The sequence below is a fragment of the Tranquillimonas alkanivorans genome (assembly GCF_900115595.1).
Lineage (GTDB): Bacteria > Pseudomonadota > Alphaproteobacteria > Rhodobacterales > Rhodobacteraceae > Tranquillimonas > Tranquillimonas alkanivorans.
The window spans coordinates 23106-45002 of sequence record NZ_FOXA01000012.1 but is presented as its reverse complement, the minus strand read 5'-3'; the positions used below and the strand labels follow the sequence as shown (position 1 = coordinate 45002).

29 protein-coding genes are annotated in these 21897 nt (G+C 68.7%); 14 read left to right on the top strand and 15 right to left on the bottom strand.

Annotation, left to right across the window (positions count from 1 at the left end; genetic code table 11):
* Positions 1-8 precede the first annotated feature (8 nt).
* Genes BM162_RS14425 through BM162_RS14415 form a run of 3 tightly spaced genes read right to left on the bottom strand, consistent with a single transcriptional unit; the run spans position 9 to position 1341 of the window.
* Positions 9-404, bottom strand: coding sequence for a hypothetical protein (locus BM162_RS14425; protein WP_093423380.1), 396 nt, complete (start codon positions 402-404; stop codon positions 9-11).
* A gap of 24 nt (positions 405-428) precedes the next feature.
* Complete coding sequence (csgH, locus tag BM162_RS14420; protein ID WP_093423378.1) at positions 429-845, bottom strand: curli-like amyloid fiber formation chaperone CsgH; 417 nt, start codon at positions 843-845, stop codon at positions 429-431.
* Between the two features lie 55 nt (positions 846-900).
* On the bottom strand, positions 901-1341 hold the full coding sequence (locus BM162_RS14415) for a hypothetical protein (protein WP_093423375.1): 441 nt from the start codon (positions 1339-1341) through the stop codon (positions 901-903).
* Between the two features lie 348 nt (positions 1342-1689).
* On the opposite strand from BM162_RS14415, the gene BM162_RS22830 reads away from it, so the two are divergent.
* On the top strand, positions 1690-1845 hold the full coding sequence (locus BM162_RS22830; RefSeq protein WP_177215167.1) for a hypothetical protein: 156 nt from the start codon (positions 1690-1692) through the stop codon (positions 1843-1845).
* 1 nt (position 1846) lies between these two features.
* On the opposite strand, the gene BM162_RS14410 is transcribed toward BM162_RS22830, so the two are convergent.
* Positions 1847-2608 (bottom strand): NAD kinase, encoded by a 762-nt coding sequence (locus tag BM162_RS14410; RefSeq protein WP_093423373.1) that lies wholly within the window; start codon positions 2606-2608, stop codon positions 1847-1849.
* Here BM162_RS14410 and BM162_RS22825 point away from each other — a divergent pair.
* The 3 genes from BM162_RS22825 to BM162_RS14400 are packed head-to-tail and all read left to right on the top strand — an operon-like array spanning position 2586 to position 4855.
* Positions 2586-2744 carry a hypothetical protein gene (locus BM162_RS22825; protein WP_177215166.1) on the top strand — a complete coding sequence of 53 codons (159 nt, stop codon included), beginning with the start codon at positions 2586-2588 and terminating at the stop codon, positions 2742-2744. The genes BM162_RS14410 and BM162_RS22825 overlap by 23 nt on opposite strands.
* Positions 2745-2786: 42 nt before the next feature.
* The gene (gene glyA / locus BM162_RS14405) at positions 2787-4082 is read left to right on the top strand and encodes a serine hydroxymethyltransferase (protein ID WP_093423371.1); all 1296 of its coding nucleotides are present in this window, start codon (positions 2787-2789) and stop codon (positions 4080-4082) included.
* 8 nt (positions 4083-4090) lie between these two features.
* Positions 4091-4855, top strand: a complete 765-nt coding sequence (locus BM162_RS14400) for an alpha/beta fold hydrolase (RefSeq protein ID WP_093423368.1) — start codon at positions 4091-4093, stop codon at positions 4853-4855.
* Positions 4856-4858: 3 nt separating this feature from the next.
* Here BM162_RS14400 and BM162_RS14395 read toward each other — a convergent pair whose 3' ends face one another.
* Both BM162_RS14395 and BM162_RS14390 read right to left on the bottom strand, forming a co-directional pair.
* Complete coding sequence (locus tag BM162_RS14395; protein ID WP_093423365.1) at positions 4859-5386, bottom strand: cytochrome b; 528 nt, start codon at positions 5384-5386, stop codon at positions 4859-4861.
* 34 nt (positions 5387-5420) lie between these two features.
* A complete protein-coding gene (locus BM162_RS14390; RefSeq protein ID WP_093423363.1) occupies positions 5421-5675 on the bottom strand; it encodes a hypothetical protein in 255 nt (84 codons plus the stop codon).
* A gap of 133 nt (positions 5676-5808) precedes the next feature.
* Here BM162_RS14390 and BM162_RS14385 point away from each other — a divergent pair, with 133 nt between their 5' ends.
* From BM162_RS14385 to BM162_RS14375, 3 genes are all read left to right on the top strand, one after another.
* A complete protein-coding gene (locus BM162_RS14385) occupies positions 5809-6114 on the top strand; it encodes a hypothetical protein (RefSeq protein ID WP_245759276.1) in 306 nt (101 codons plus the stop codon).
* 49 nt (positions 6115-6163) lie between these two features.
* The gene (locus BM162_RS14380; RefSeq protein WP_093423358.1) at positions 6164-6307 is read left to right on the top strand and encodes an entericidin A/B family lipoprotein; all 144 of its coding nucleotides are present in this window, start codon (positions 6164-6166) and stop codon (positions 6305-6307) included.
* 94 nt (positions 6308-6401) lie between these two features.
* Complete coding sequence (locus tag BM162_RS14375; protein WP_093423355.1) at positions 6402-6665, top strand: hypothetical protein; 264 nt, start codon at positions 6402-6404, stop codon at positions 6663-6665.
* A gap of 356 nt (positions 6666-7021) precedes the next feature.
* On the opposite strand, the gene BM162_RS14370 is transcribed toward BM162_RS14375, so the two are convergent.
* Positions 7022-7273: a PA2433 domain-containing protein gene (locus BM162_RS14370; RefSeq protein ID WP_093423352.1), complete on the bottom strand. Its 252-nt coding sequence runs from the start codon at positions 7271-7273 to the stop codon at positions 7022-7024.
* A gap of 342 nt (positions 7274-7615) precedes the next feature.
* Positions 7616-9418 carry a translation elongation factor 4 gene (lepA, locus tag BM162_RS14365; RefSeq protein WP_093423350.1) on the bottom strand — a complete coding sequence of 601 codons (1803 nt, stop codon included), beginning with the start codon at positions 9416-9418 and terminating at the stop codon, positions 7616-7618.
* A 102-nt stretch (positions 9419-9520) separates the two neighbouring features.
* Here lepA and BM162_RS14360 point away from each other — a divergent pair, with 102 nt between their 5' ends.
* The 3 genes from BM162_RS14360 to BM162_RS14350 all read left to right on the top strand — a co-directional run bounded on the left by BM162_RS14360 (position 9521) and on the right by BM162_RS14350 (position 10952).
* Positions 9521-9802, top strand: coding sequence for an acylphosphatase (locus BM162_RS14360; RefSeq protein WP_093423347.1), 282 nt, complete (start codon positions 9521-9523; stop codon positions 9800-9802).
* 129 nt (positions 9803-9931) lie between these two features.
* Positions 9932-10231, top strand: coding sequence for a hypothetical protein (locus tag BM162_RS14355; RefSeq protein ID WP_093423344.1), 300 nt, complete (start codon positions 9932-9934; stop codon positions 10229-10231).
* Between the two features lie 28 nt (positions 10232-10259).
* The gene (locus BM162_RS14350) at positions 10260-10952 is read left to right on the top strand and encodes an NAD-dependent deacylase (RefSeq protein WP_093423341.1); all 693 of its coding nucleotides are present in this window, start codon (positions 10260-10262) and stop codon (positions 10950-10952) included.
* Here BM162_RS14350 and BM162_RS14345 read toward each other — a convergent pair.
* The 3 genes from BM162_RS14345 to meaB form a co-directional block, all read right to left on the bottom strand.
* A complete protein-coding gene (locus tag BM162_RS14345) occupies positions 10941-11360 on the bottom strand; it encodes a copper chaperone PCu(A)C (protein ID WP_093423339.1) in 420 nt (139 codons plus the stop codon). The two genes, BM162_RS14350 and BM162_RS14345, sit on opposite strands and share 12 nt — an antisense overlap.
* A 107-nt stretch (positions 11361-11467) precedes the next feature.
* Positions 11468-11755: a 50S ribosomal protein L28 gene (rpmB, locus tag BM162_RS14340; RefSeq protein WP_093423336.1), complete on the bottom strand. Its 288-nt coding sequence runs from the start codon at positions 11753-11755 to the stop codon at positions 11468-11470.
* Positions 11756-12005: 250 nt separating this feature from the next.
* Entirely contained in the window at positions 12006-13001 is a 996-nt protein-coding gene (meaB, locus tag BM162_RS14335; RefSeq protein WP_093423334.1) for a methylmalonyl Co-A mutase-associated GTPase MeaB, read from the bottom strand.
* 74 nt (positions 13002-13075) lie between these two features.
* On the opposite strand from meaB, the gene hrpB reads away from it, so the two are divergent.
* Together hrpB and BM162_RS14325 are read left to right on the top strand one after the other, a co-directional pair.
* Positions 13076-15514 (top strand): ATP-dependent helicase HrpB, encoded by a 2439-nt coding sequence (gene hrpB / locus BM162_RS14330; RefSeq protein ID WP_093423331.1) that lies wholly within the window; start codon positions 13076-13078, stop codon positions 15512-15514.
* Between the two features lie 99 nt (positions 15515-15613).
* Entirely contained in the window at positions 15614-15823 is a 210-nt protein-coding gene (locus BM162_RS14325; RefSeq protein WP_093423328.1) for a hypothetical protein, read from the top strand.
* A 3-nt stretch (positions 15824-15826) separates the two neighbouring features.
* On the opposite strand, the gene BM162_RS14320 is transcribed toward BM162_RS14325, so the two are convergent.
* Positions 15827-16567: an SDR family NAD(P)-dependent oxidoreductase gene (locus tag BM162_RS14320; protein WP_093423326.1), complete on the bottom strand. Its 741-nt coding sequence runs from the start codon at positions 16565-16567 to the stop codon at positions 15827-15829.
* 78 nt (positions 16568-16645) lie between these two features.
* Here BM162_RS14320 and argB point away from each other — a divergent pair, with 78 nt between their 5' ends.
* Positions 16646-17515, top strand: a complete 870-nt coding sequence (gene argB / locus BM162_RS14315) for an acetylglutamate kinase (RefSeq protein ID WP_093423323.1) — start codon at positions 16646-16648, stop codon at positions 17513-17515.
* A gap of 141 nt (positions 17516-17656) precedes the next feature.
* Positions 17657-18166, top strand: coding sequence for a SixA phosphatase family protein (locus BM162_RS14310; RefSeq protein WP_093423320.1), 510 nt, complete (start codon positions 17657-17659; stop codon positions 18164-18166).
* Between the two features lie 9 nt (positions 18167-18175).
* On the opposite strand, the gene BM162_RS14305 is transcribed toward BM162_RS14310, so the two are convergent.
* The 3 genes from BM162_RS14305 to BM162_RS14295 are packed head-to-tail and all read right to left on the bottom strand — an operon-like array spanning position 18176 to position 21851.
* Complete coding sequence (locus BM162_RS14305; protein WP_093423318.1) at positions 18176-18985, bottom strand: amino acid ABC transporter ATP-binding protein; 810 nt, start codon at positions 18983-18985, stop codon at positions 18176-18178.
* Between the two features lie 12 nt (positions 18986-18997).
* Positions 18998-20311, bottom strand: a complete 1314-nt coding sequence (locus BM162_RS14300) for an amino acid ABC transporter permease (protein ID WP_093423315.1) — start codon at positions 20309-20311, stop codon at positions 18998-19000.
* Between the two features lies 1 nt (position 20312).
* A complete protein-coding gene (locus tag BM162_RS14295; protein ID WP_093423313.1) occupies positions 20313-21851 on the bottom strand; it encodes an ABC transporter permease subunit in 1539 nt (512 codons plus the stop codon).
* Between the last annotated feature and the right edge of the window lie 46 nt (positions 21852-21897).

Sequence of the window (21897 nt, the reverse complement as noted above, 5' to 3'; positions counted from 1 at the left end):
GCCCTGCCTCACCAGCCGTACTGGAACGTCAGCCCGGCGCGCCCGTCGCCGCGTTGTTTCACGTGAGCCGTCGTACCGCGGCCCTTCTGGAACAGGCCATAGAGGTTGCCGTTGCCGGTCTGGCTTATGCTCCCCTCGTGCCCCGCGCCGTCCTGCTCGATCAGCGCGCGGTTTCCGCGCCCGCGCTGGCGCGTCCCGGCGGTGTTGTCCTCGCCCCTCTGGCGCACCTCCGCCTCGTTCTCCAGGTCCTTCGTCAGCGCGTAAGCGCTCAGAAGCGCGCCGAGGGTCCGCGCCCCGTCCCCCCGCGGCGCGAAGTTGAAGGTCACGCTGCCGCCCGCCGCCGCGGGCGCGGCAAAGCCGAGGGACAGGGCGAGCGTGGCGGCGGTGGCGATGCGGGTGAACATGGCGTGGCTCCTTTCGCTGAGGGATCAGAGGTTGATGGCGTCGTGCAGGCGACAGACGGTGCGCTTACCCTCCCATTTCAGGGTGAGCTCGGCGTCGTAATCCGCCGCCTGCCCGCCGAGCGTCGCCAGGCTCAGCGTGTCCGGCGTGCCGTAGGCGGCCGAGAAGGTGCCCGATTGTTCGATCACCGCCGAGCCGCCGCCCCGGCGCTTCTCGATCTGCATCTCGAACGTGCCGGAGACGGGGCGGTCGGCGCGCGCGATCCCTACGAGGCGTACGCCCCCCGCGGTGTCCGCGACCGCGATCTCGCACCGCACGGGGCCGTCGGCGGTACCGTCGGATGCGGCCGAAACGGCGCAGGCGCCGGCGAGCGCCAGTGTCGCGGGCAGGAGCAGGGCCAGCGCGGCCTGGCGCGCCGGGAGGTTCGAGGGTCTGCGTGTCATGGCGTCTCTCCTTGTGCTGCGGGGCGGCGGGCGGCGCGAGGGCCGCCCGCGCCGGTCAATCCTGCACGATCACGGTGACGTTGCCGCTGCCGCGCTGGATCACGTCGGCCGTGTTGCCACGGCCGGACTGAATCACCCCGAGCGCGTTGCACCGGCCGCTTTGCGTGGTGGTGGCGCTGTTGTTGCGACCGAACTGCGCCACGCCCGCGACGTTGCAGCGCCCGGTCTGCAGAACGTCGGCGCGGTGATGGCCGCCCGCCTGGCCGATGACCACGCGGTTGCGGTGGCCGTCCTGCGACGACAGCGCCGTGTTGCGGTGCCCGTCCTGCGTGACGGTCAGCCGGTTGCGGCCGCCGTGCTGCGCGACGCCCAGCTCGTTCTGCCAACCGAACTGCTCGACCGACAGGCGCGAGCCGCCGCCCGCAACGGCCGGAACGGCGGCTGCGGCAAGCGTGAGGGACAAAAGGGCGGTGCGGATCGTGGTGGTGAGGGTCATCGTCTGCTCCTTGTGCACGTGGTGCGGTTCGCTGTGACGGCTTTGCGCCGTGGCGCAGGGTGCCGATGCGCCGACGATGGGGGCCGCGGCGGAGGACAGGCAATTTCGTCACGGCGTTATCCGCCTTCGACCCCGCCGTCATCGGATAGCGACGGCGGCAAGGCACCGATTTTTCGTCGAAAAACCGGAGACTGCGAATTTTCGACGAAAATTCGCTGCCTCGGTCAGCCCTTCGCTGGGGTCCCTATTCGATGGAGCGTGATTCACATCAAGCGCACGCGACGCGGCCTGTGTTACCCTACGTCACATTGGAAGCGCGGATGCGGCTGCATCCGAAGGAGTATTTTCATGACGTTCAAATTCGCCTGCCTCGTCCTCGGCGCCGCCGTCACGCTCGGCGCCTGCGCCCCCGGCACCTATCCGATGAGCGGTCGCACGGTCGGAACCGACGATCCGGTGCGGTCCTTCCAGGCGCGCGATTGCGTGCCCTTCGACGGGCGTTGATTCAGACGAACTGCTCGCGGATCAGCCGCTCTTCCAGCCCGTGGCCGGGATCGAAGAGCAACAGGTGCTCGACCGCAGGCTCGCTGCGGATCTCGACCCAGAGCACGTTGCGGACCGAGCGGCTGTCGGCGTCGGCCATCACCGGCCGCTTGGCGTGCTCGAGCACGTCGAAGCGCACCTTCGCCGCCTTGGGCAGCAGCGCCCCGCGCCAGCGGCGGGGGCGGAAGGCTGCCATCGCCGTCAACGCCAGCACGTCCGCCCCGATGGGCAGGATCGGGCCATGGGCGGAATAGTTGTAGGCGGTCGAGCCCGCCGGCGTCGACAGGAGTGCGCCGTCGCAGACCAGCTCTTCCATCCGCACCGTGCCATCGACGCTGATCCTGAGCTTCGCGGCCTGCGGCCCCGCGCGCAGCAAAGACACCTCGTTGATCGCCAGCGCCTCGTGCAGCTTGCCGTCATCGGCCGCCGCCGTCATCACCAGCGGATTGATCACCTCGAGTTCGGCCGCCTCGAGCCGGGCGAGGAGGTTCTCCTCGCCGAACTCGTTCATCAGAAAGCCGATGGTGCCGCAATTCATGCCGTAGACCGGCGTTTGCAGGTGCATCGTCGCGTTCAGCGTCTGCAGCATGAAACCGTCGCCGCCCAGCGCCACGATCACGTCCGCATCCTCGGGCGGGGCGTCGCCATAGGCGTCGCACAGCCGGGCGCGGGCCCGCTGCGCCTCGTCCGTGGGACTGGCCATGAAGGCGATCCTGGGCGCCATCGCGCTCTCCCCTCGTTCCCTGCAAGGCATCGCAAGCGACGCGACGAAACACAAGCATGCGATGCCGCCGTCCGCGCCGCCGGCGCGCTGCGGTGCGTCGCATTGGGGCCTTTTGAACCGTTGCGTCATCCGTTAAAGAGCCCGCAACCCCGCCCCGTCATCGAAGGGAGAGACCCAGATGAACGCTCCGCACCGCGATTCCGGCTTTTTCACCGAGACCCTCTCGACCCGCGACCCCGAGCTTTTCGGCGCCATCCGCTCCGAACTCGGCCGTCAGCGCGACGAGATCGAGCTGATCGCATCGGAGAACATCGTCTCGGCCGCGGTGATGGAGGCGCAGGGCTCGGTGATGACGAACAAGTACGCCGAGGGTTATCCGGGCCGCCGCTACTATGGCGGCTGCCAGTACGTCGACGTGGCCGAGAAACTGGCGATCGAGCGCGCGAAAGAGCTGTTCGGCGTGGCGTTCGCCAACGTCCAGCCGAACTCGGGCAGCCAGGCCAACCAGGGCGTGTTCACCGCACTTCTTCAGCCCGGCGACACCATCCTGGGCATGAGCCTTGATGCCGGCGGCCACTTGACCCACGGCGCGAAGCCGAACCAGTCGGGCAAGTGGTTCAACGCCGTGCAGTACGGCGTGCGCCAGCAGGACCTGCAAATCGATTATGACCAGATCGCCGCGCTTGCCGCCGAGCACAAGCCGAAGATGCTGATCGCCGGCGGCTCGGCCATTCCGCGCATCATCGACTTCGCCAAGATGCGCGAAATCGCGGACAGCGTCGGCGCCTACCTGCTGGTGGACATGGCGCACTTCGCGGGCCTCGTCGCCTCGGGCCACTACCCCTCGCCCTTCCCGCACGCGCACGTCGCCACGACGACGACGCACAAGACCCTGCGCGGCCCGCGCGGCGGCATGATCCTGACCAACGACGAGGCTATCGCGAAGAAAGTCAACTCGGCCATCTTCCCCGGGATCCAGGGCGGCCCCCTGATGCACGTGATCGCCGCCAAGGCCGTGGCCTTCGGCGAGGCGCTGCGCCCCGAGTTCAAGACCTACCAGCAGCAGGTCATCAAGAACGCCCAGGCGATGGGCGACCAGCTGATGAAAGGCGGGCTCGACATCGTCACCGGCGGCACCGACAGCCACCTGCTGCTGGTGGACCTGCGTCCCAAGGGCGTGAAGGGCAACGCGACCGAAACCGCCCTAGGCCGCGCGCACATCACCTGCAACAAGAACGGCATTCCCTTCGACACTGAGAAACCGACGGTGACCAGCGGCATCCGCCTGGGCTCCCCGGCCGGGACGACCCGCGGATTCGGCGAGCCGGAGTTCCGGCAGATCGCGGACTGGATCGTCGAGGTCGTGGACGGGCTCGCCGCCAACGGCGAGGACGGCAACGCCGCCGTCGAGGAGAAGGTGAAGGGCGAGGTCGCCACGCTCTGCGCCCGCTTCCCGATCTACCCCGAACTCTGAGGGGGCCGATGCCCCCCCTCCCCCTCGCCACGATCGAACATCCCTCGGACGGCGACGCCGTGCCCGTGCTGATCGCGCACGGACTCTTCGGCTCGGCCCGGAACTGGGGCGTCATCGCCAAGCGCCTGTCCGATCGCGGGCCCGTAACCGCCGTCGACATGCGCAACCACGGCGACAGCCCGTGGGCCGACAGCCACGGCTATCACGAGATGGCCGAGGATCTGGCCGGGATGATCGACGGGCAGTGTGACGTCATCGGCCACTCGATGGGCGGCAAGGCCGCCATGGCGCTGGCTCTGCTGCACCCGGAAAAGGTGCGGCGGCTGGTCGTCGCCGATATCGCGCCCGTCGCTTATGGCCACACGCAGATGCACCTCGTCGACGCGATGCGCGTGCTTGACCTGTCCGACGTGCGCCTGCGCTCGGACGCCGACGCGAAGCTGGCCGAGGTGGTCGAGACGCCGGGCGTGCGGGCGTTCCTGCTCCAGTCGCTCGACCTCAAGGGCAAGTGCTGGAAGCTGAACCTCGACGTGCTTGCGGCCGAGATGGAGCGGATCGTCGGCTGGCCCGTGGACATCGGCGACACCTTCGACGGCCCCGCCTTCTTCCTGTCGGGCGAAAACAGCGACTACGTCCTCCCCGAGCACCGGGACGTCATCCGCGACCTGTTCCCGAAGGCGCGTTTCGCGAAGCTGTCAGGCGCGGGCCACTGGCTGCACGCCGAGAAACCGCGCGAATTCGAAGCCTCGGTCCGCGCCTTCCTCGACGCCTGAGCCTCAGCGCCGGGTGCCCGGGCCGGTCGCCGGCGTCTGCGGCGGGTCGGCGCGCAGCATGCGGCGGTGCGCGTCACTGTCCTTGCGAAAGGCGTGCAACAGCGCGCCCGAGACGTGCATCACGATCAGCACCAGAAGCGCGATCCGCAGCCATTCATGCGCCGTGCCCCAGACCGGCTCGAGCGTGAGCACGGCGGTCATTCCCGTCAGCGGCATGGCCAGCAGCACCGCATAGAACGCCCAGTGCGTTCCGCGCGACACGACCTGCATCCAGCCCGGCTCGCTGTCGGGCGGGGGCGGTGTGCCGTGGGTGAAGCGCAGCGTCAGGCGCCAGAGCATGAAGACGAGGATCAGCGACCCGCCCACGGCATGCATCAGCGCCGAACCGTCGAGGGGGAATACCCCCGTCTCCAGCCCGGTCGCGTAGGCCCTCTGCATCGCGCCGTTGAACAGGTACTGCATGATCACGACCAGCACCGTCATCCAGTGCAGGATGAGCTGATGCCGGTGATAGTGGCCGGGGCGGGACATGGCGGCTCCTTTTGCGTGTCTCGCGGCGGGCGTTTCAGACCTCGGGCGCGTCGGGCGGCGGGACCGGCTTCTTCGCGTCTTTCACGCGATCCTCGCGCCAGTTCGGGTCGTCGCGCTTCACCTTGCGGCTGATGACATAGGCCAAGGGCCAGGCCAGGGCGAATCCGATGACCGCCGCGACGCCGACGCTCCACCACGAATACCAGTTGAACGTGAAGAACAGGATGGCCAGCCCGCCCGTCAGAACGGCGCCCGTCATCAGGGTGAGCAGGATGGAAAGACGGTCCATGGCGTGCCTCCCGTGCTTGCTTGCGGTTAAGATTCCAACGGGTCGGGCGGCGGCAGGGTTCCTCGGCGTCAGCGCCGGGATGACGCAGGTCAAGACAGACCCGGCCCGCATGGGGCACACTGGACGGCGTGGCATGGCACGGGAGGAGGCGATGATCACGCTGGACGACATCGAGGACATGACCATCCTGACGCGCGAGGAGATCGCCGCGGTGGCCGAGCACGAGCACCTGCCCGAGCTCGACGCGGCGGTGCTGGGCGACTACGTGATGCACGCCCATCACGGCCCCGCGAGGGTGCAGACCATGATCTGCGAAGACATTCGCGACGCCCTGCACAGGCGGGACAAGGACGAGGCGAAGCGGCTGTTCGTGGTGCTGCGGCACTTCATGGCGGGCCACCCCGACGCGGCGCGGGGGTCGGGGGACGGCGGAACGTGAGGCGGCCGGGGGCGTTGGGCGCAGGATCAACGAACCCAAGAGGAACACCATGAACCTGCTCGTGAAACTGCTGCCCATCCTCGCCCTGACCGGCCTTGCCGCCTGCGACACCACCGCCGGGTTCGGGCAGGACCTGGAAGAGACCGGCGCCGCGATCCAGGAGGAAGCGATCGAGACCGAGGCGCAGATGTGAGGCACCGCACGGGGCGGTGACGCGTCCGAAAGCGTACCTCCGGTACAGTTCCGGGCAAACGCTGTACGCTTCCGGGTCTGAAAGGAGCCGCCCCATGCTGCCACACCTGCACAAGGTCCACCTGACCGACTTCCGCGCCCACATGGCCCGCGACTTGGCCTTCGTGCGGGAACGGTTGGGCCACCTGTGGCTGATGAGCCACAACCGCCACGTCGCCACCATCGTCCCGCCCCGCGACGGCCTGCTGGTCGAGGAGTTCCGCAAGCGCTCGGTCGACGAGGTGCGCCGCCGCCAGGATGCGCTCTGGGAGAAGTGGAAACGGGTGCAGGAACTGGACGGCTCTTACGATCAGTGGTGACCGCGCGGTGCGTTCACGGGATGTTCACTCTTGGGCGGCAAGCTGTGCCCATGATTTGCTCGCCGTCCCCTCCGCCCCGCCGTCGCCCTGGGTCATTCACCGGCTATCAGGGCCGCGGCGCCTGTCATTTCCGCGAATGCAAGGACCTCCCGCCGTTAGCGCAGACCGTGCCACGATGCCGGACACGGCCGGACCGACGGCGTGCGCCTCCGTCGTGGACAAGTGGCGACGCGGGTACGACCGCCGCGCTGGCGGCGGGAGAGGTCCCCGCTTTCGCGGGGACGACTCGGCGGAGGGCGTCGGCGCCCTTCCGCGGACGGAATGGCTCCGCGCCCGCCGAGTGGCGGGCCTCTGCCCTACCCTCCGATGCCCAGCAGCGCCTTAGCTTCGGCGAGCGCGTCGACCGAGGCTTGGTGGTCCCCGGCGGCGTGCAACTCCTCTCCCCTCTGCCGCAGGCTATGTGCCTCTTGCAGCGCCTCGTCCGAAACCTGCGGGTTCGAGGCGAGCGCCGCGTCGATCTCGGCCATGTCGGCCGGACACTGGAATGCCATCGCCGGGCCTGCGAAGGCGAGCGCGACCGCACCGGCCGCGAGAAGACGTCTCAGCATGGTCAGGATCCTCCCATCCGCGCCCGGCCAGGGGGCCGGGTTACGCTGGGGAAGATTAGCAGGATTCGGATAGCGAAGGGAGGCGAACTCAGCGGAGCGATTGCGAGCGTCTTGTGTCATCCCCGCGCAAGCGGGGACCTCCAAGCGCGAGCGCAGGTGGACAGGGGGAGAGGTGAGCGTGATGGGAGCTAGGGGCAGCGACAGAGGCGAACATCGGCCACTAGAGCCTTGCGGAGGTCCCGTTGGTGTCACCCCCGCGGAAGCGGGGACTCGCGGTGTTAGCGGAAGGATGGGCGCAGCGTGAGCGGTGGCAGGTGCCCGCTTTCGCGGGGATGACAGGCGTCAACTATCCATCTTCAACGCGTTGATGAACGCTTCCTGCGGGATCTCGACCTTGCCGAACTGGCGCATCTTCTTCTTGCCGGCCTTCTGCTTCTCCAGAAGCTTGCGCTTCCGGGTGGCGTCGCCGCCGTAGCATTTGGCGGTCACGTCCTTGCGCATGGCCGACAGGGTCTCGCGCGCGATCACGCGGCCGCCGATGGCCGCCTGGATCGGGATCTTGAACATGTGGCGCGGGATCAGCTCTTTGAGCTTCTCGCACATGGCGCGGCCGCGGCCCTCGGCGCGGTCCCGGTGGACCATCATGGCAAGCGCATCCACCGGCTCGTCGTTCACCAGGATCGACATCTTCACCAGGTTATCTTCCCGGTAACCGATCATCTGGTAGTCGAAGCTGGCATAGCCCTTTGTCACCGACTTCAGCCGGTCGTAGAAGTCGAAGACGACCTCGGCCAGCGGCAGGTCATAGACCACCATCGCCCGCGTGCCGGCATAGGTCAGGTCCATCTGCACGCCGCGCCGGTCCTGGCAAAGCTTGAGCACATCGCCCAGGTACTCGTCGGGCACCAGGATCGTCGCCTTGATGCGCGGCTCCTCGATATGATCGACGGTCGCCGGGTCGGGCATGTCGGCAGGGTTGTGCAGCTCGATCATCTCGCCGTCGCGGGTGTGGACGTGGAAGATCACGCTGGGGGCGGTGGTGATGAGCTCGATGTCGTACTCGCGTTCGAGCCGGTCGCGGATGACCTCGAGGTGCAGAAGGCCCAGGAAGCCACAGCGGAAGCCAAAGCCGAGCGCGGCCGAGGTCTCCATCTCGTAGGTGAAGGATGCGTCGTTGAGCGCGAGCTTCTCGATCGCATCGCGCATGTCGTCGAAGTCGTTGGTGTCGACCGGGAACAGGCCGCAGAACACCACCGGGACCGAGGGCTTGAAGCCCGGCAGCGCCTTCTCGGTCGGCTTCTTCTCGGTCGTGATGGTGTCGCCCACGCGGGTGTCGCGCACCTGCTTGATCGAGGCGGTGAGAAAGCCGATCTCGCCCGGGCCGAGTTCTTCGACGTCGGTCATGGCGGGGCGGTAGACTCCGACCTTGTCGACGTCGTAGGTGCCGCCCGTCTTCATCATGCGGATGCGCTGGCCCTTCTTCAGCACGCCGTCGATGATGCGGACGATGACGACGACGCCGAGATAGGGGTCGTACTTCGAATCGACCAGCATGGCCTTGAGCGGCGCGTCGCGGTCGCCCTCGGGCGGGGCGGGCAGGCGCTGGACGATGGCTTCGAGCATCTCGGGGATGCCGAGGCCGGTCTTGGCGCTGATCTCGACGGCGTCGTGCGCCTCGATCCCGATCACGTCCTCGATCTGCTCCTTCACGCGCTCGGGCTCGGCGGCCGGAAGGTCGATCTTGTTGAGGACGGGGACGATCTCGTGATCCGCCTCGATCGCGGTGTAGACGTTGGCGAGCGTCTGCGCCTCGACGCCCTGGGTGGCGTCGACGACGAGGAGCGACCCCTCCACCGCCTGCATCGAGCGCGAGACCTCGTAGGCGAAGTCGACGTGGCCCGGCGTGTCGATGAGGTTGAGGATGTAGGTGTGGCCGTCCTTGGCCGGATACTCGATCCGGACGGTGTTGGCCTTGATAGTGATGCCGCGCTCGCGCTCGATATCCATCGCGTCGAGCAGCTGTTCCTTCATGTCCCGTTCGGCCACCGTTCCAGTGAGCTGGATCAGGCGGTCGGCCAGGGTGGATTTCCCGTGGTCGATATGGGCGACGATGGAGAAATTGCGGATGTAACGGAGCTCGGTCATGACCGGCGATATGCGGTGGAAACCGTGTCTGGTCAAGCGGACTTGGTGTTGCGGCGGCTGTCGTGGCAGCCTTTCGGGCAGGGTTTTGGAGCGGAGGATGCGATGTCGGAGCGTGTGGCGGTCGAGGTGCGCGTGACGGGGCGCGTGCAGGGCGTGAGCTTCCGGGCGTGGACGCAGGGCGAGGCCGAGGAGCTGGGCCTGGCGGGCTGGGTGCGCAACGCGGATGACGGCGCGGTGGAGGCGTGGCTCGAGGGGCCGGAGGACGCCGTGCGCGCGATGGTGGAGCGGCTGAACCAGGGGCCGCTGCCGGCGCGGGTGGATACGGTCGAGGAGGTGTCGCGGGGCACGCCGGAGGGGGAGTCGTCGTTTCGCATCACCGGGTGAGACAGGGCGTGCGCGCGGGTCTTGAAAAATTGAAAAGTATCTTCGACTCAGGCATCGTTCCTCACATGGCAGTGACCGGGGACAAGCACGCGGCAAGCGGGCGGCCCCGGCAGGAACGAGGACGAGCAGATGAAGAAATTCCTTGCGATCGCGGCTCTGGCCGTTTGCGCGGGCGGCGCGGCCCAGGCGGGCACCATCGAACGGGCGTGCCTGAGTTCGGAACGGGCGTCCGGCAACCGGGCGCTGTGCGGCTGCATCCAGCACGTGGCCGACCTGACGCTGGACCGGCGCGACCAGCGCCTGGCGGCGAAGTTCTTCCGCGACCCGCACCAGGCGCAGGTCGTGCGCCAGTCGGACCGCCGCAGCGACGAGACGTTCTGGCAGAAGTACAAGCGGTTCGGCACCACGGCCGAGACCTATTGCAGCTGAGGCGGCGCGTGCCGCCCGAGGTGGCGGCATGATCGTGATCCTGACCGGGGCCGGCGTTTCGGCGGAAAGCGGCCTCGGCACCTTCCGTGACAAGGGCGGCCTCTGGTCGAGGTACGACCTGAGCGAGGTGGCGACGCCCGACGGCTTCGCCGCTGACCCCGCGCTGGTCCACGACTTCTACAACGCGCGGCGCGCCAATGCGGCGGAGGCCGAGCCGAACGCGGCGCACCGGGCGCTGGCGCGGCTGGAGGCCGAGGCGGACGAGGACGTGCTGATCGTCACGCAGAACATCGACGACCTGCACGAACGGGCGGGCAGCCGGTCGGTCATCCACATGCACGGAGAGCTTTTCCGCACGCTTTGCGCCGCCTGCGGGGCGCGCTGGGACGCGGCCCCTGCCCTGTCGACCGCCGATGCCTGCCCGCAATGCCGGGCGGCGGCCGTCCGGCCCGACGTCGTCTGGTTCGGCGAGATGCCGTATCACATGGAGCGGATCGTCGAGGCGCTGGAGCGCGCGCGGCTTTTCGTGTCGATCGGGACGTCCGGGAGCGTCTATCCGGCCGCGGGCTTCGTGGCCGAGGCCAAGGCGTTCGGGGCCGCGACGCTGGAGCTGAACCTCGAACCGTCCGACGGCGCAACGGGGTTCGACGCGGGGCGCTATGGCCCCGCTAGCGAGGTGGTGCCGGCCTGGGTGAACGAGGTGCTGGGATCAGCGCGGTAGCGCGACCGGCAGCTCGACCTCGATCTCGCCCGCGTTCTCGAAGATCAGCGTCAGGTTCAGCGTTCCCTCGGGATCGAGCGGGGCAAGGCCCATCAGCATCACGTGGTCGCCGCCGCGTTCGAGGGCGAGCGATTCGCCCGCCGCGATCTCGAAGCCGTCCTCGACGTGAAGCATCTTCATCACGCCGTCCTCGTGGACATGCGTGTGCAGCTGGGCCTTCTCAGCGGCGTCAGTGCGGGCGCCCGTCAGCCTGTCGGCCAAGTCGCCGGTGTTGGTGACGGTCAGGAAGGCCGCGCCCGAGGGGGCGCCGGGGCGGGAGATGCGTGCCTCGCCCGGCTCGACGACGATCTCGGCGAGGGCGGGGAATGCGGCGAGCGCGAAGGCGCAGGAAAGGAGGATCTGTTTCATGCGCCGATCAGTGATACGACCGCACACACGCTTCCAGAGTCCAAAACGACGCAGCCCCGCCGGGCCGGTGCCGGGCGGGGCCGTGATCGTCTGGCGACGAAGAAGCCTCAGGCGGTGGCCTGCGCCTTTTCCAGTTCGCGCTTGATCTTCAGGGCGTTGGGGGCCAGCTGGGCCTCTTTCGCCTTGAGCAGGTAGTTGTCTAGCCCGCCCCGGTGATCGACGGTGCGCAGCGCCGACGCCGAGATCCGCAGCTTGAACGTGCGGCCCAGCGTTTCGGACATCAGCGAGACGTCGTTCAGGTTCGGCAGAAAGCGGCGGCGGGTCTTGTTGTGGGCGTGGCTGACGTTGTTGCCAGTCACCGGGCCCTTTCCGGTCAGTTCGCAGCGGCGCGACATGGGCGTTTTCCTCAGTCCTGAGCCGGACGTCCTGCGGGTCCGGCAATACCAAGGGGCACCGCCCACGGCAGCGCCCCGAATTCCGTCTGCGCCGTGTAAGGGGGTTGGCGGGGGAGGTCAAGCGATTCATGGGGGCCCTGGCGGCACCGTGTCGGAACGCGGACGCGCCTGCGGCGCGACGCCTTTTCGTGGCGCCGGGCTGCGCCCGGCGCGGTGCCTCCGGCGGGGATATTTCAGGACCGAAGATGCCCTAGCGGCCGGAGGCCTCGGGAAGCTGGTCGAGCACCTGCGCCGCGGCAGCCGAGGGCGGCAGCGTGCCGTCGGCGACACGGCGCGAGAGCCGCTCCATCGCCTCGCGCGTGGCGGGGTCTTCGCGCAGGCGGGCGAGCAAGCCCTGCCGCACCTCCTCGGCGAACCAGCGGGCGTTCTGCTCGGCCCGGCGGGCGACCCAGTGGCCGTGGGCGCGGCGCCATTCGGCCAGGGCCTGCATCTCGGACCAGGCGGCGTCCAGCCCCTCGTCCGTCTCGGCCGAGACGGTGAGCGCCTTCGGGAAACCCTGCGGGTCCTGCGGGCGCTTGCGCAACAGGCGCAGCGCGCCGGCGTAGTCGGCGGCGGTGCGGGTGGCGGCGGACTTCATGTCGCCGTCGGCCTTGTTGACCAGGATCAGGTCCGCCGTTTCCATGATCCCGCGCTTGACGCCCTGCAACTCGTCGCCGCCGCCCGGCGCGATGAGCAGGACGAACAGATCCGACATCTCGGCCACCAACGTCTCGCTCTGGCCGACGCCGACGGTCTCGATCAGCACGACGTCGAAGCCCGCGGCCTCGCACAGGCTCACCGCCTCGCGCGTGCGGCGGGCGACGCCGCCGAGTTCGCTCTGGCTGGGCGAGGGGCGGATGAAGGCCCTCGGGTCGCGCGACAGCCGCTCCATTCGGGTCTTGTCGCCCAGAATCGAGCCGCCGGTGCGGGCGGAGGACGGATCGACCGCCAGCACCGCGACGCGCAGGCCCTGCGCGGTCAGGCGGGTGCCGAACGCCTCGATGAAGGTGGACTTGCCGACGCCGGGCGTGCCCGAGAGGCCGATGCGCAGCGCCTCGCGCCTTGGGTCGGCGAGCTTCGCCAGAAGTTCGGTCGCCTGCGCGCGGTGGTCGGCACGGCCGCTTTCGACAAGGGTGATCGCGCGGGCCAGGGCGCGGCGGTCGCCGGTGCGGAGGCGCTCGGCGAGGGTGTCGAGGTCGTGCGTCATCCCTGTCGATGTGCATGGGGCCGCGCGGCTTGTCCAGCCTTTCGCCCGCGCCCCCGGCTTGCGATAAGGCGGGCATGATGCGCCTTCCCATCGACGATGCCCTGCCCGACCTGATCGAAGCGCTGCGTGCCGAGGGGCGCGCGGTGCTGCAGGCCCCGCCCGGCGCGGGCAAGACCACGCGCGTGCCGCTGGCGATGCTGGAGGCGGGCCTGCGGCCCGGCCGGATCGTGATGCTGGAGCCCCGCCGGCTGGCCGCCCGTGCCGCCGCCGAGCGGATGGCAGAGACGCTGGGCGAGCCGGTGGGCCGCACCGTCGGCTACCGCATCCGGGGCGAGGCGAAGGTGTCGCGCGCCACCCGGATCGAGGTGGTCACCGAGGGGATCCTGACGCGGATGATCCAGTCCGACCCCGAGCTTGCGGGCGTCGGCGCGGTAATCTTCGACGAGTTCCACGAGCGCTCGCTGAACGCCGACCTCGGGCTGGCGCTGTGCCTGGAGATCCGGGGTGCGCTGCGCGACGACCTGGTGCTGGTGGCGATGTCGGCGACGCTGGACGCCGCGCCGGTGGCCCGGCTGATGGACGACGCGCCGGTGATCACGTCGGAGGGGCGGAGCTTTCCGGTGGAGACGCGGTGGCTGGAGCGGCCGGTGGCGAACGGCGCGCGGTTTGAGCTGGCGGTGGCCGACCTGGTGGCGCAGGCGGTGGGCGAGACCGGGGGCGGTGTGCTGGTGTTCCTGCCGGGCGAAGGCGAAATCCGGCGGGTCGAGGGCGCTCTGGCCGGCCGGCTGCCAGCGGGCGTGGCTGTGCGGCCGCTCTTCGGTGCGATGGAGATGAAAGCCCAGCGCGCGGCGATCGCGCCGGCGGCGGAGGGGCGGAAGCTGGTGCTCGCCACTTCGATCGCCGAGACGTCGCTGACCATCGAGGACGTGCGCGTGGTGGTCGATGCCGGGCGCGCGCGGCGCGCGCGGTTCGATCCCGGCTCGGGCATGTCGCGGCTGGTGACGGAGCGGGTGACGCGGGCCGAGGCCGACCAGCGCCGGGGCCGCGCCGGGCGGGTGGCCGAGGGCGTGTGCTACCGGATGTGGACGAAGGGAGAGGAGGGCGGCCTTCTGCCCTTCCCGCCGGCCGAGATCGAGGCGGCGGACCTGTCGGGGCTGGCTCTGGAACTGGCGCTCTGGGGCGTGGCGGAGCCCGCTGAGCTGCCCTTCCTGACGCCGCCGCCCGAGGGGGCATATGCCGAGGCGCGGGCCCTGCTGACGGCGCTCGGCGCGCTCGACGGCGGGACGATCACGGCGCACGGGCGCGCGCTGGCGGCGATGCCGCTGCACCCGCGGCTGGCGCACATGCTGCAGCTGTCGGGCGGCGGGGCGGCGGATCTGGCGGCGCTCCTGTCCGACCGCGACATCCTCAAGGGCGCGCCCGCCGACCTTTCGCTGCGGCTGGAAGCGCTGCGAGACCCGCGCGGCTTCGCCGAGCGGCGGCCGTATCAGCTTCTTCGCCCCGCCCGCGCGCGGGTGAAGGACGAGGCGCAGCGCCTGCGCCGCCTCGCCGGGGAAGGTGCGGACTTCACGCTCGCCCAGCAGGCCGCGCTGGCCTATCCCGACCGGGTCGGCCTGCGGCGGAAGGGCGACGCGCCCCGCTTCGTGCTCTCGGGCGGCAAGGGCGCGGCGCTGACCGAGGACGATCCGCTGGCCAGCGCCCGCCTGATCGTGGTCACCGACACCGACGGACATCCGAGAGAGGCGAGGATCCGGCAGGCTGTCGAAGTTACCGAGGCCGAACTGCGTGCCGTGCACGGCGACGCGATCGGCTGGACCGACGTCTGCGAATGGTCGAAGCGCGAGCGCCGGGTGGTGGCGCGCAGGCAGGAGAGATTCGGCGCGGTGGTGCTCGACGACCGGCTCTGGCGCGACGCCCCGCCCGAGGCCGTGGCCCGCGCGATGCTCGACGGCGTGCGCGAGCTGGGCCTGACATTCTCCGACGCCGCCCGCCGCTTCCGCGCCCGCGTGGCGCTGGTGCGGGAGGCGGGTGCGGACCTGCCCGACCTCTCCGATGCGGCTCTGATGGAGACGCTGGAGGACTGGCTTCTGCCCTACCTCAAGGGCGTCCGCACCTCCGAGGACTGGAAACGCTTCGACCTGCTCGAGCCGCTCCGCGCCATGCTCGACTGGGAGCAGATGCAAACGCTGGACCGCGAGGCCCCGGCCCACGTGGAGACCCCGCTCGGCCGGCGCATCCCCATCGACTATGACGGCGAGGCGCCGGGCATCCAAGTCCGCCTGCAGGAGATGCTCGGCACCACCACCCATCCCACCGTCGCCGGGCGCCCGCTGCGGGTCACGCTGCTGTCGCCCGCGCACCGGCCCGTGCAGACGACGATGGACCTGCCGGGGTTCTGGGCCACCTCCTATGCCGACGTGCGCAAGGACATGCGCGGCCGTTATCCGAAACACCCCTGGCCCGAGGACCCGACACAGGCCGACCCGACGCTCCGGACGAAACGGAAAGCGTGACCGGCTCCATCTTCGGTCCTGAAATATCCTCGGGGGGAGTCGCCGCAGGTGACGGGGGGCAGACAGCCCCCCTTCACGCGCAGACAGGAGAGAGACCGCATGCAGATACTGGAAGACGTGGCCGACCAGCTGGCCCGCGACACGCTGGCTGCCGTCGCCAAGACCGGGGACGAGTCGCTTGAACAGCAGGTGAGCGAGGCACTGGGGTCGTCCTCGCAGACGCTGCAAGAGGCGTTCCTTACCGCGATCCGCGTGCGCAAGGCCGAGCGTCGGGCGCTGGCGCTGCTGGCGAGGGCGGAGAAAGACTAGCGCTCAGACGTGCTGGCCGGCATTGACCTCGATCTCGGTGCCGGTGACGTAGCTCGACTGGCCAGAGCACAGGAAGTGGATCACGTCCGCCACCTCGCCCGGCTGGCCCAGGCGGCGCAGCGGCAGGGTCTCGACGATCTTCTCGGTCCCCGCCGACAGGATCGAGGTTTCGACCTCGCCCGGCGCGATGGCGTTCACGCGCACGCCTAGGGGGCCATAATCGTGCGCCATCTCGCGCGTGAGCGCGGCCAGCGCGGCCTTCGACGTGGCATAGGCGGCGCCGGCGAACGGGTGCACGCGCGATCCGGCGATGGAGGTGACGTTGACCACCGCGCCCTTCGCGGCGGCGAGTTCGTTCTTGAGGTTCCGCGCCAGGATCACGGGCGCGAAGAAGTTGACGTTGAACACCTGGTTCCAGGTCTCGAGCTCTGTCCCGATCGTGTCGAGCCGCGCGCCGTCCTCGCCCTTGGGCGAGATGCCGGCGTTGTTGACCAGCGCCTCGAGTCGGCCGTCGAGCTTCGCGCGGATGACCTCGAGCGCGGCGACGATGCTGGAGGTGTCGGAGAGATCGACCTGGATGTGGTTCGCCTCGCCCCCCGGCCAGGGGCAGCGCGCATCGAAGGGCTGGCGCGAACAGGTCAGCACGCGCCACCCCTCGACCGAGAATTTCTTGACCGTGGCGTGCCCGATGCCCCGGCTCGCCCCCGTCAGAAGCAGCGTCGGCTGCCGTATCTCGTCCTGCATGCGTCTGCCTCCTGCCCGCTGCGCCCTTGAGCGGAACCATAGGTCAGATTAACAGGGGCCCAAGCCCGAGGGACAGAGATGAGAACCCAATCCACCATGAACCGCGACTGGATCGCCACCGCCGCCACCCTGAACTCCGCCCTGCCCTACCTGCAGCGGTATGACGGGGCGACCGTCGTCATCAAGCTGGGCGGCCACGCCATGGGCAGCGACGAGGGGATGGAGAGCTTCGCCCGCGACGTCACGCTGATGCAGCAGGTCGGCGTGAACCCGGTGATCGTCCATGGCGGCGGGCCGCAGATCAACCAGATGCTCGACCGGCTGGAGATCAAGTCCGAGTTCGTGAAGGGCAAGCGCGTCACCGACGCCGCCACCGTCGAGGTGGTCGAGATGGTACTCTCGGGCCGCGTCAACAAGCGCATCGTGCAGGCAATCAACGCCGCCGGGGGCAAGGCGGTGGGCCTTTCGGGCAAGGACGCGAACCTGATGGTGTGCAACCCGACGGACCCCGACCTGGGCTTCGTGGGCACGCCGGCGGAGTTCAATCCCGACTTCCTGCGCACGCTTCACGCGGCCGAGATCATCCCGGTCATCGCCCCCATCGGCGCGGGCCGCAATGGCGAGACGTTCAACGTCAACGGCGACACCGCCGCCGGGGCCATCGCCGCATCTTTGAAGGCGGACCGGCTGCTGTTGCTGACGGACGTGTCGGGCGTGAAGAACGGTGCGGGCGAGGTGGTGACCGAGCTCACGCCGCAGCAGATCCGGGAGATGACCGAGGACGGCACCATCGCGGGCGGCATGATCCCCAAGACCGAAACCGCGCTGGACGCGATCGAGCACGGTGTGCGGGCGGTTGTGATCCTGGACGGGCGTGCGCCCAACGCCTGCCTTCTGGAGCTTTACACCGAGCATGGCGCGGGCTCGCTGATCCGTCCGCCGCGCTGAGGATCGCGCTGCGCCGCGGCGGTGCGGGGCGCTTGGACTCCGGCGCGGGGCATGATTGCATGAACGCGACCGGGTGGCCGGTCGGCCGATGTTTCCGGGGCGGCGCGGGCCGCCCGCGTTCCACATGAAAGCGTGTCTTGCATGACCCTCCGCCTGATCCTGATCCGCCACGGCAAGTCCTCCTGGGACGACCCGAAGCTCGACGATCACGCCCGCCCGCTGAACCCGCGGGGGCGGCGGTCGGCCCATGCCATCGGCACGTGGATGGCCGAGAAAGGCTACATCCCGGGCGAGATGTTCTGTTCCGACGCCCGGCGTGCGGTGGGCACGGCGAAGCGGGTGCTCGAGGAGCTGCCGGACCACACGGTGCCGCACTACCTGCCCGCGCTTTTCCATGCCTCGGCCGAGACGATCCTGGCGGCGGTGCGGGGCGCGTCGGCGCCCGTGCTGGCGGTCGTCGGCCACAATCCCGGAATCGGCGCCTTCGCCTCGCGCGTCCTGTCCGAACCGTGGGACCATCCGCGCTTCGGCGACTACCCGACCTGCGCCACCACCGTGATCGACTTCGACGCCGCGCAGTGGCGCGGCGTCGAGTGGGGGTCGGGGCGGGCGGTCGATTTCGCCCTGCCCCGCGAGCTGCTGGGAGAGTGAACCCCGGCCCTAGTGGCCGAGGATCTGCGACAGGAACAGCTTGGTCCGGTCGCTCTGCGGATTGTTGAAGAACTCCTCGGGCTCGTTCTGTTCGACGATCTGGCCCTGGTCCATGAAGATCACCCGGTTGGCGACCTTGCGCGCGAACCCCATCTCGTGGGTCACGCAGAGCATGGTCATGCCTTCCTCGGCGAGTTCGATCATGGTGTCGAGCACCTCGGCAATCATCTCGGGGTCGAGCGCCGACGTCGGTTCGTCGAACAGCATGATGCGCGGCCGCATGCAGAGGGAGCGCGCGATGGCCACGCGCTGCTGCTGGCCGCCCGAAAGCTGGCCGGGATACTTGTGCGCCTGCTCGGGGATTTTCACCTTCTCGAGGAAGTGCATCGCCGTTTCCTCGGCCTCTTTCTTCGGGACCTTGCGGACCCAGATCGGGGCGAGCGTGCAGTTTTCCAGGATGGTGAGGTGCGGGAACAGGTTGAAGTGCTGGAACACCATCCCGACTTCGGACCGGATCTTGTCGATGTTCTTGAGGTCGTTCGACAGCTCGGTTCCGTCGACGACGATCTCGCCCTGCTGATGCTCTTCCAGGCGGTTGAGGCACCGGATCAGGGTGGACTTGCCCGAGCCCGAGGGCCCGCAGATCACGATCCGCTCGCCGCGATAGACGGTGAGGTTGATGTCGCGCAGCACGTGGAACGATCCGTACCACTTGTTCATGCCGCTGATCTGAATCGCGACCTCGTCCGACACAGTCATGTGGCTGCGGTCGATCTCGCGCTGGGTCTCAAGCGGGGTGGCGGGGGCGGCGTCTGTCATGGACGTCTCTCCTTAACGGTGCTCACGCTGGAGCTTGTTCTCCAGGTAGATCGAGTAGCGGGACATGCTGAAGCAGCAGATGAAGAACATCAGCCCGATGAACACGAACAGCTCCCAGTAGATGCCATTCCATTCGGTCGAGGCGCGGATGGCGTTCGACAGGCCGATGGGGTCGAGAAGGCCGATGAAGACGACCAGAGTTGTGTCCTTGAACAGGCCGATGAAGGTGTTCACGATCCCGGGGATCGAGATTTTCAGGGCCTGCGGCAGGATGATCAGCCGCATGGACCGCCAGTAATCCAGCCCCAGCGCATCCGCGGCCTCGTACTGGCCTTTGGGCAGCGCGGCGAGCCCGCCGCGCACGACCTCGGCGATGTAGGCCGAGGCGAAGAGTGTGACCATGATGATGACGCGCAGCATCAGGTCGAAGTTCGTGCCAGGCGGAAGGAAGTAGTTCAGCAGCAGCGACGCGGTGAACAGCCAGACGATCAGCGGCACGCCGCGGATGATCTCGATGAACGCCACCGACGTCTTGTTGATGATGAACAGGTTGGACTGACGCCCCAGCGCCAGCAGGATGCCCAGCGGCAGCGACAGAAGGATGCCCGCCATGCCAATGATGAACGACAGCTGGAAGCCGCCGAAATCGTCCGAGGGCACGAAGGTCAGCCCGATGGGCAGGACCGAGGCCAGCGCGCCGGCCAGCGGCCCGGCGACGAACAGCCAGTAGAGGATCGGCACGACGATGGCGCCGAGCGTGGCCAGCAGCGCGTTGAAGCGCGACAGGCCGACGAAGGTCGCGTAGCCCACGACGAAGCCCAGCGCCACGGCGAGCGGGCCCCAGATCGTGCCGCCCCACAGGACGAAGTAGATCAGGAAAGGCGCCGCCGCGCTGAACCACAGCGCTTTGCGCGGAATACCCGCGAACAGCACCGGTGCCATGGCCGCCAGGAACAGCAGCAGCGCCACGATGGGCCGCCAGTAGAATTCGGGCGGGTAGAAGCCGAAGACCAGCTGGTGCCAGCGGTCGGTGATCACTGCGAAGCAGGCCGACGAGGCGTCGGGGCCGAAGACCTCGTCTCGGATCTCGCGGCACTCGGACAGAGAGCCGGCCGACCAGACCGAGTTCAGGAACCACGGCAGCAGGTGGCTGAGCACGAACCAGATGAAGGCCAGCGACAGCACCGTGAGCAGGATGTTCAGCCAGCCCGAGAACAGGTTCTCGCGCACCCACTTGAGCACCCCCGACTCGGCCAGCGGCGGCTCTTGCTCGGGCAGCATGGACTCGCGGACGAAGCGGACGGTCTGTGCGTGTGTATCGCTCATCTCACCGCTCCTTCAGCTTGACGCGGCTGTTGTAGAAGTTCATCGCGCCCGAGATCAGCAGGCTCAGCACCAGGTAGAACAGGCCGAGCAGCAGCATCCCCTCAAGCTCGCGGCCCGTCTGGTTGATGGTGATGCCGCCCAAGGTCGAGCGCACGTCCATGTAGCCCACGGCGATGGCGAGCGACGAGTTCTTCGTCAGGTTGAGATACTGCGAGATCAGGGGCGGGATGATCACCCGCATCGCCTGCGGCAGGATCACCAGGTTCATCGTCCGGTTGGGACGCAGGCCCAGCGCATACGCCGCCTCGGTCTGGCCTTTCGACACCGACAGGATGCCGCCGCGCACGATCTCGGCGATGAAGGCGCCGGTATAGAGCGACAGCGCCAGCCACAGGGCGATCAGCGAGTTGCGCAGGTGGATGCCGCCGTCGAAGTTGAAGCCGCCCAGATACGGCTGCTCGAACTCCAGCGCGTTGCCGCGGCGGATGGTTTCGACCAGCGGCACCGGGGCGAAGCCGCCCTCGGCCTCGGCGATTATCGGGTCGGACTGGGTGGCCGGAACGCTCAGCACGTTGCAGTCGCCGACCTGGAACCCTTCCAGCGCCTGGCCCTCGTCGTTGAACGGCACCGCGTTGTAGCGCACGTCGGCCCCGCGCAGCGTCTTTTCCAGGTTCAGCGCCGTCGTGGTGCCGGGGATCAGGCAGACGTTCAGCGATTCCTGCGACTCGGCATACTCGGTCAGCGTCAGGCCGGCCTCGCCGCCCGTGGCCAGGATCGCCTGTTCCGTCCGCCCGTTGGCGAAGGCGATGGCGAAGTAGGTGAGGAGCACCGGGATGAAGAAGAGCGCCAGCGACACACGGAACACGGGCAGGATGTCGCCCGTCGCTTCCTGCCGGCGATGGGCGTAGCGGCGGAAGGCCCATATGGCGATCAGCGAGATCACGAAGACGCCGATCAACAACGACGCGCCCTCGCCCCAGACCGGGGCCGGAACATAGACGCCGCGGTTCGAGATGGCGATCGAGCCGAACAGCATCGACGCGTCACCGCCTTCGCGGAAGTCGCGCGGCATCGGCGTGCTTTCCGTCATCAGCGCGAAGATCGCGATGATCCACAGAAGCAGCGGCACGTTGCGGAAGCCCTCGACGTAAACCGCCATCAGGCGCGAGACGAGCCAGTTCTTCGACAGCCGCAGGACGCCCGCGATCACGCCCAGGATCGTGGCCAGCGCGCAGCCGAGGAAGGCGACGAGGATTGTGTTGAGGATGCCCACCAGCGCGGCGCGCGCATGGGTGCTTTGCGACGTGTATTCGACGAGCCGCTGGTTGATGTCGTAACCCGCGCGCTGGCCGAGGAAGCCGAAGTCGAAGTCCTTGCCCAGGTTCTCGAGGTTCTGGACCGTGTTCGACACCAACCATGAAATCATCAGGACGAGCAGGATCATCGCCACGGTCTGGATGGTCAGCGACCGGTACCGCGTGTCGTAGATCAGCATGCTCAGCCGGAACGACTCCTTCGGTGGCTCCGAAAGTGTGCTCATACCGGATGTACCCCCTTGTTCGGTCTCCGCCCCAGGCGTGCCGAAT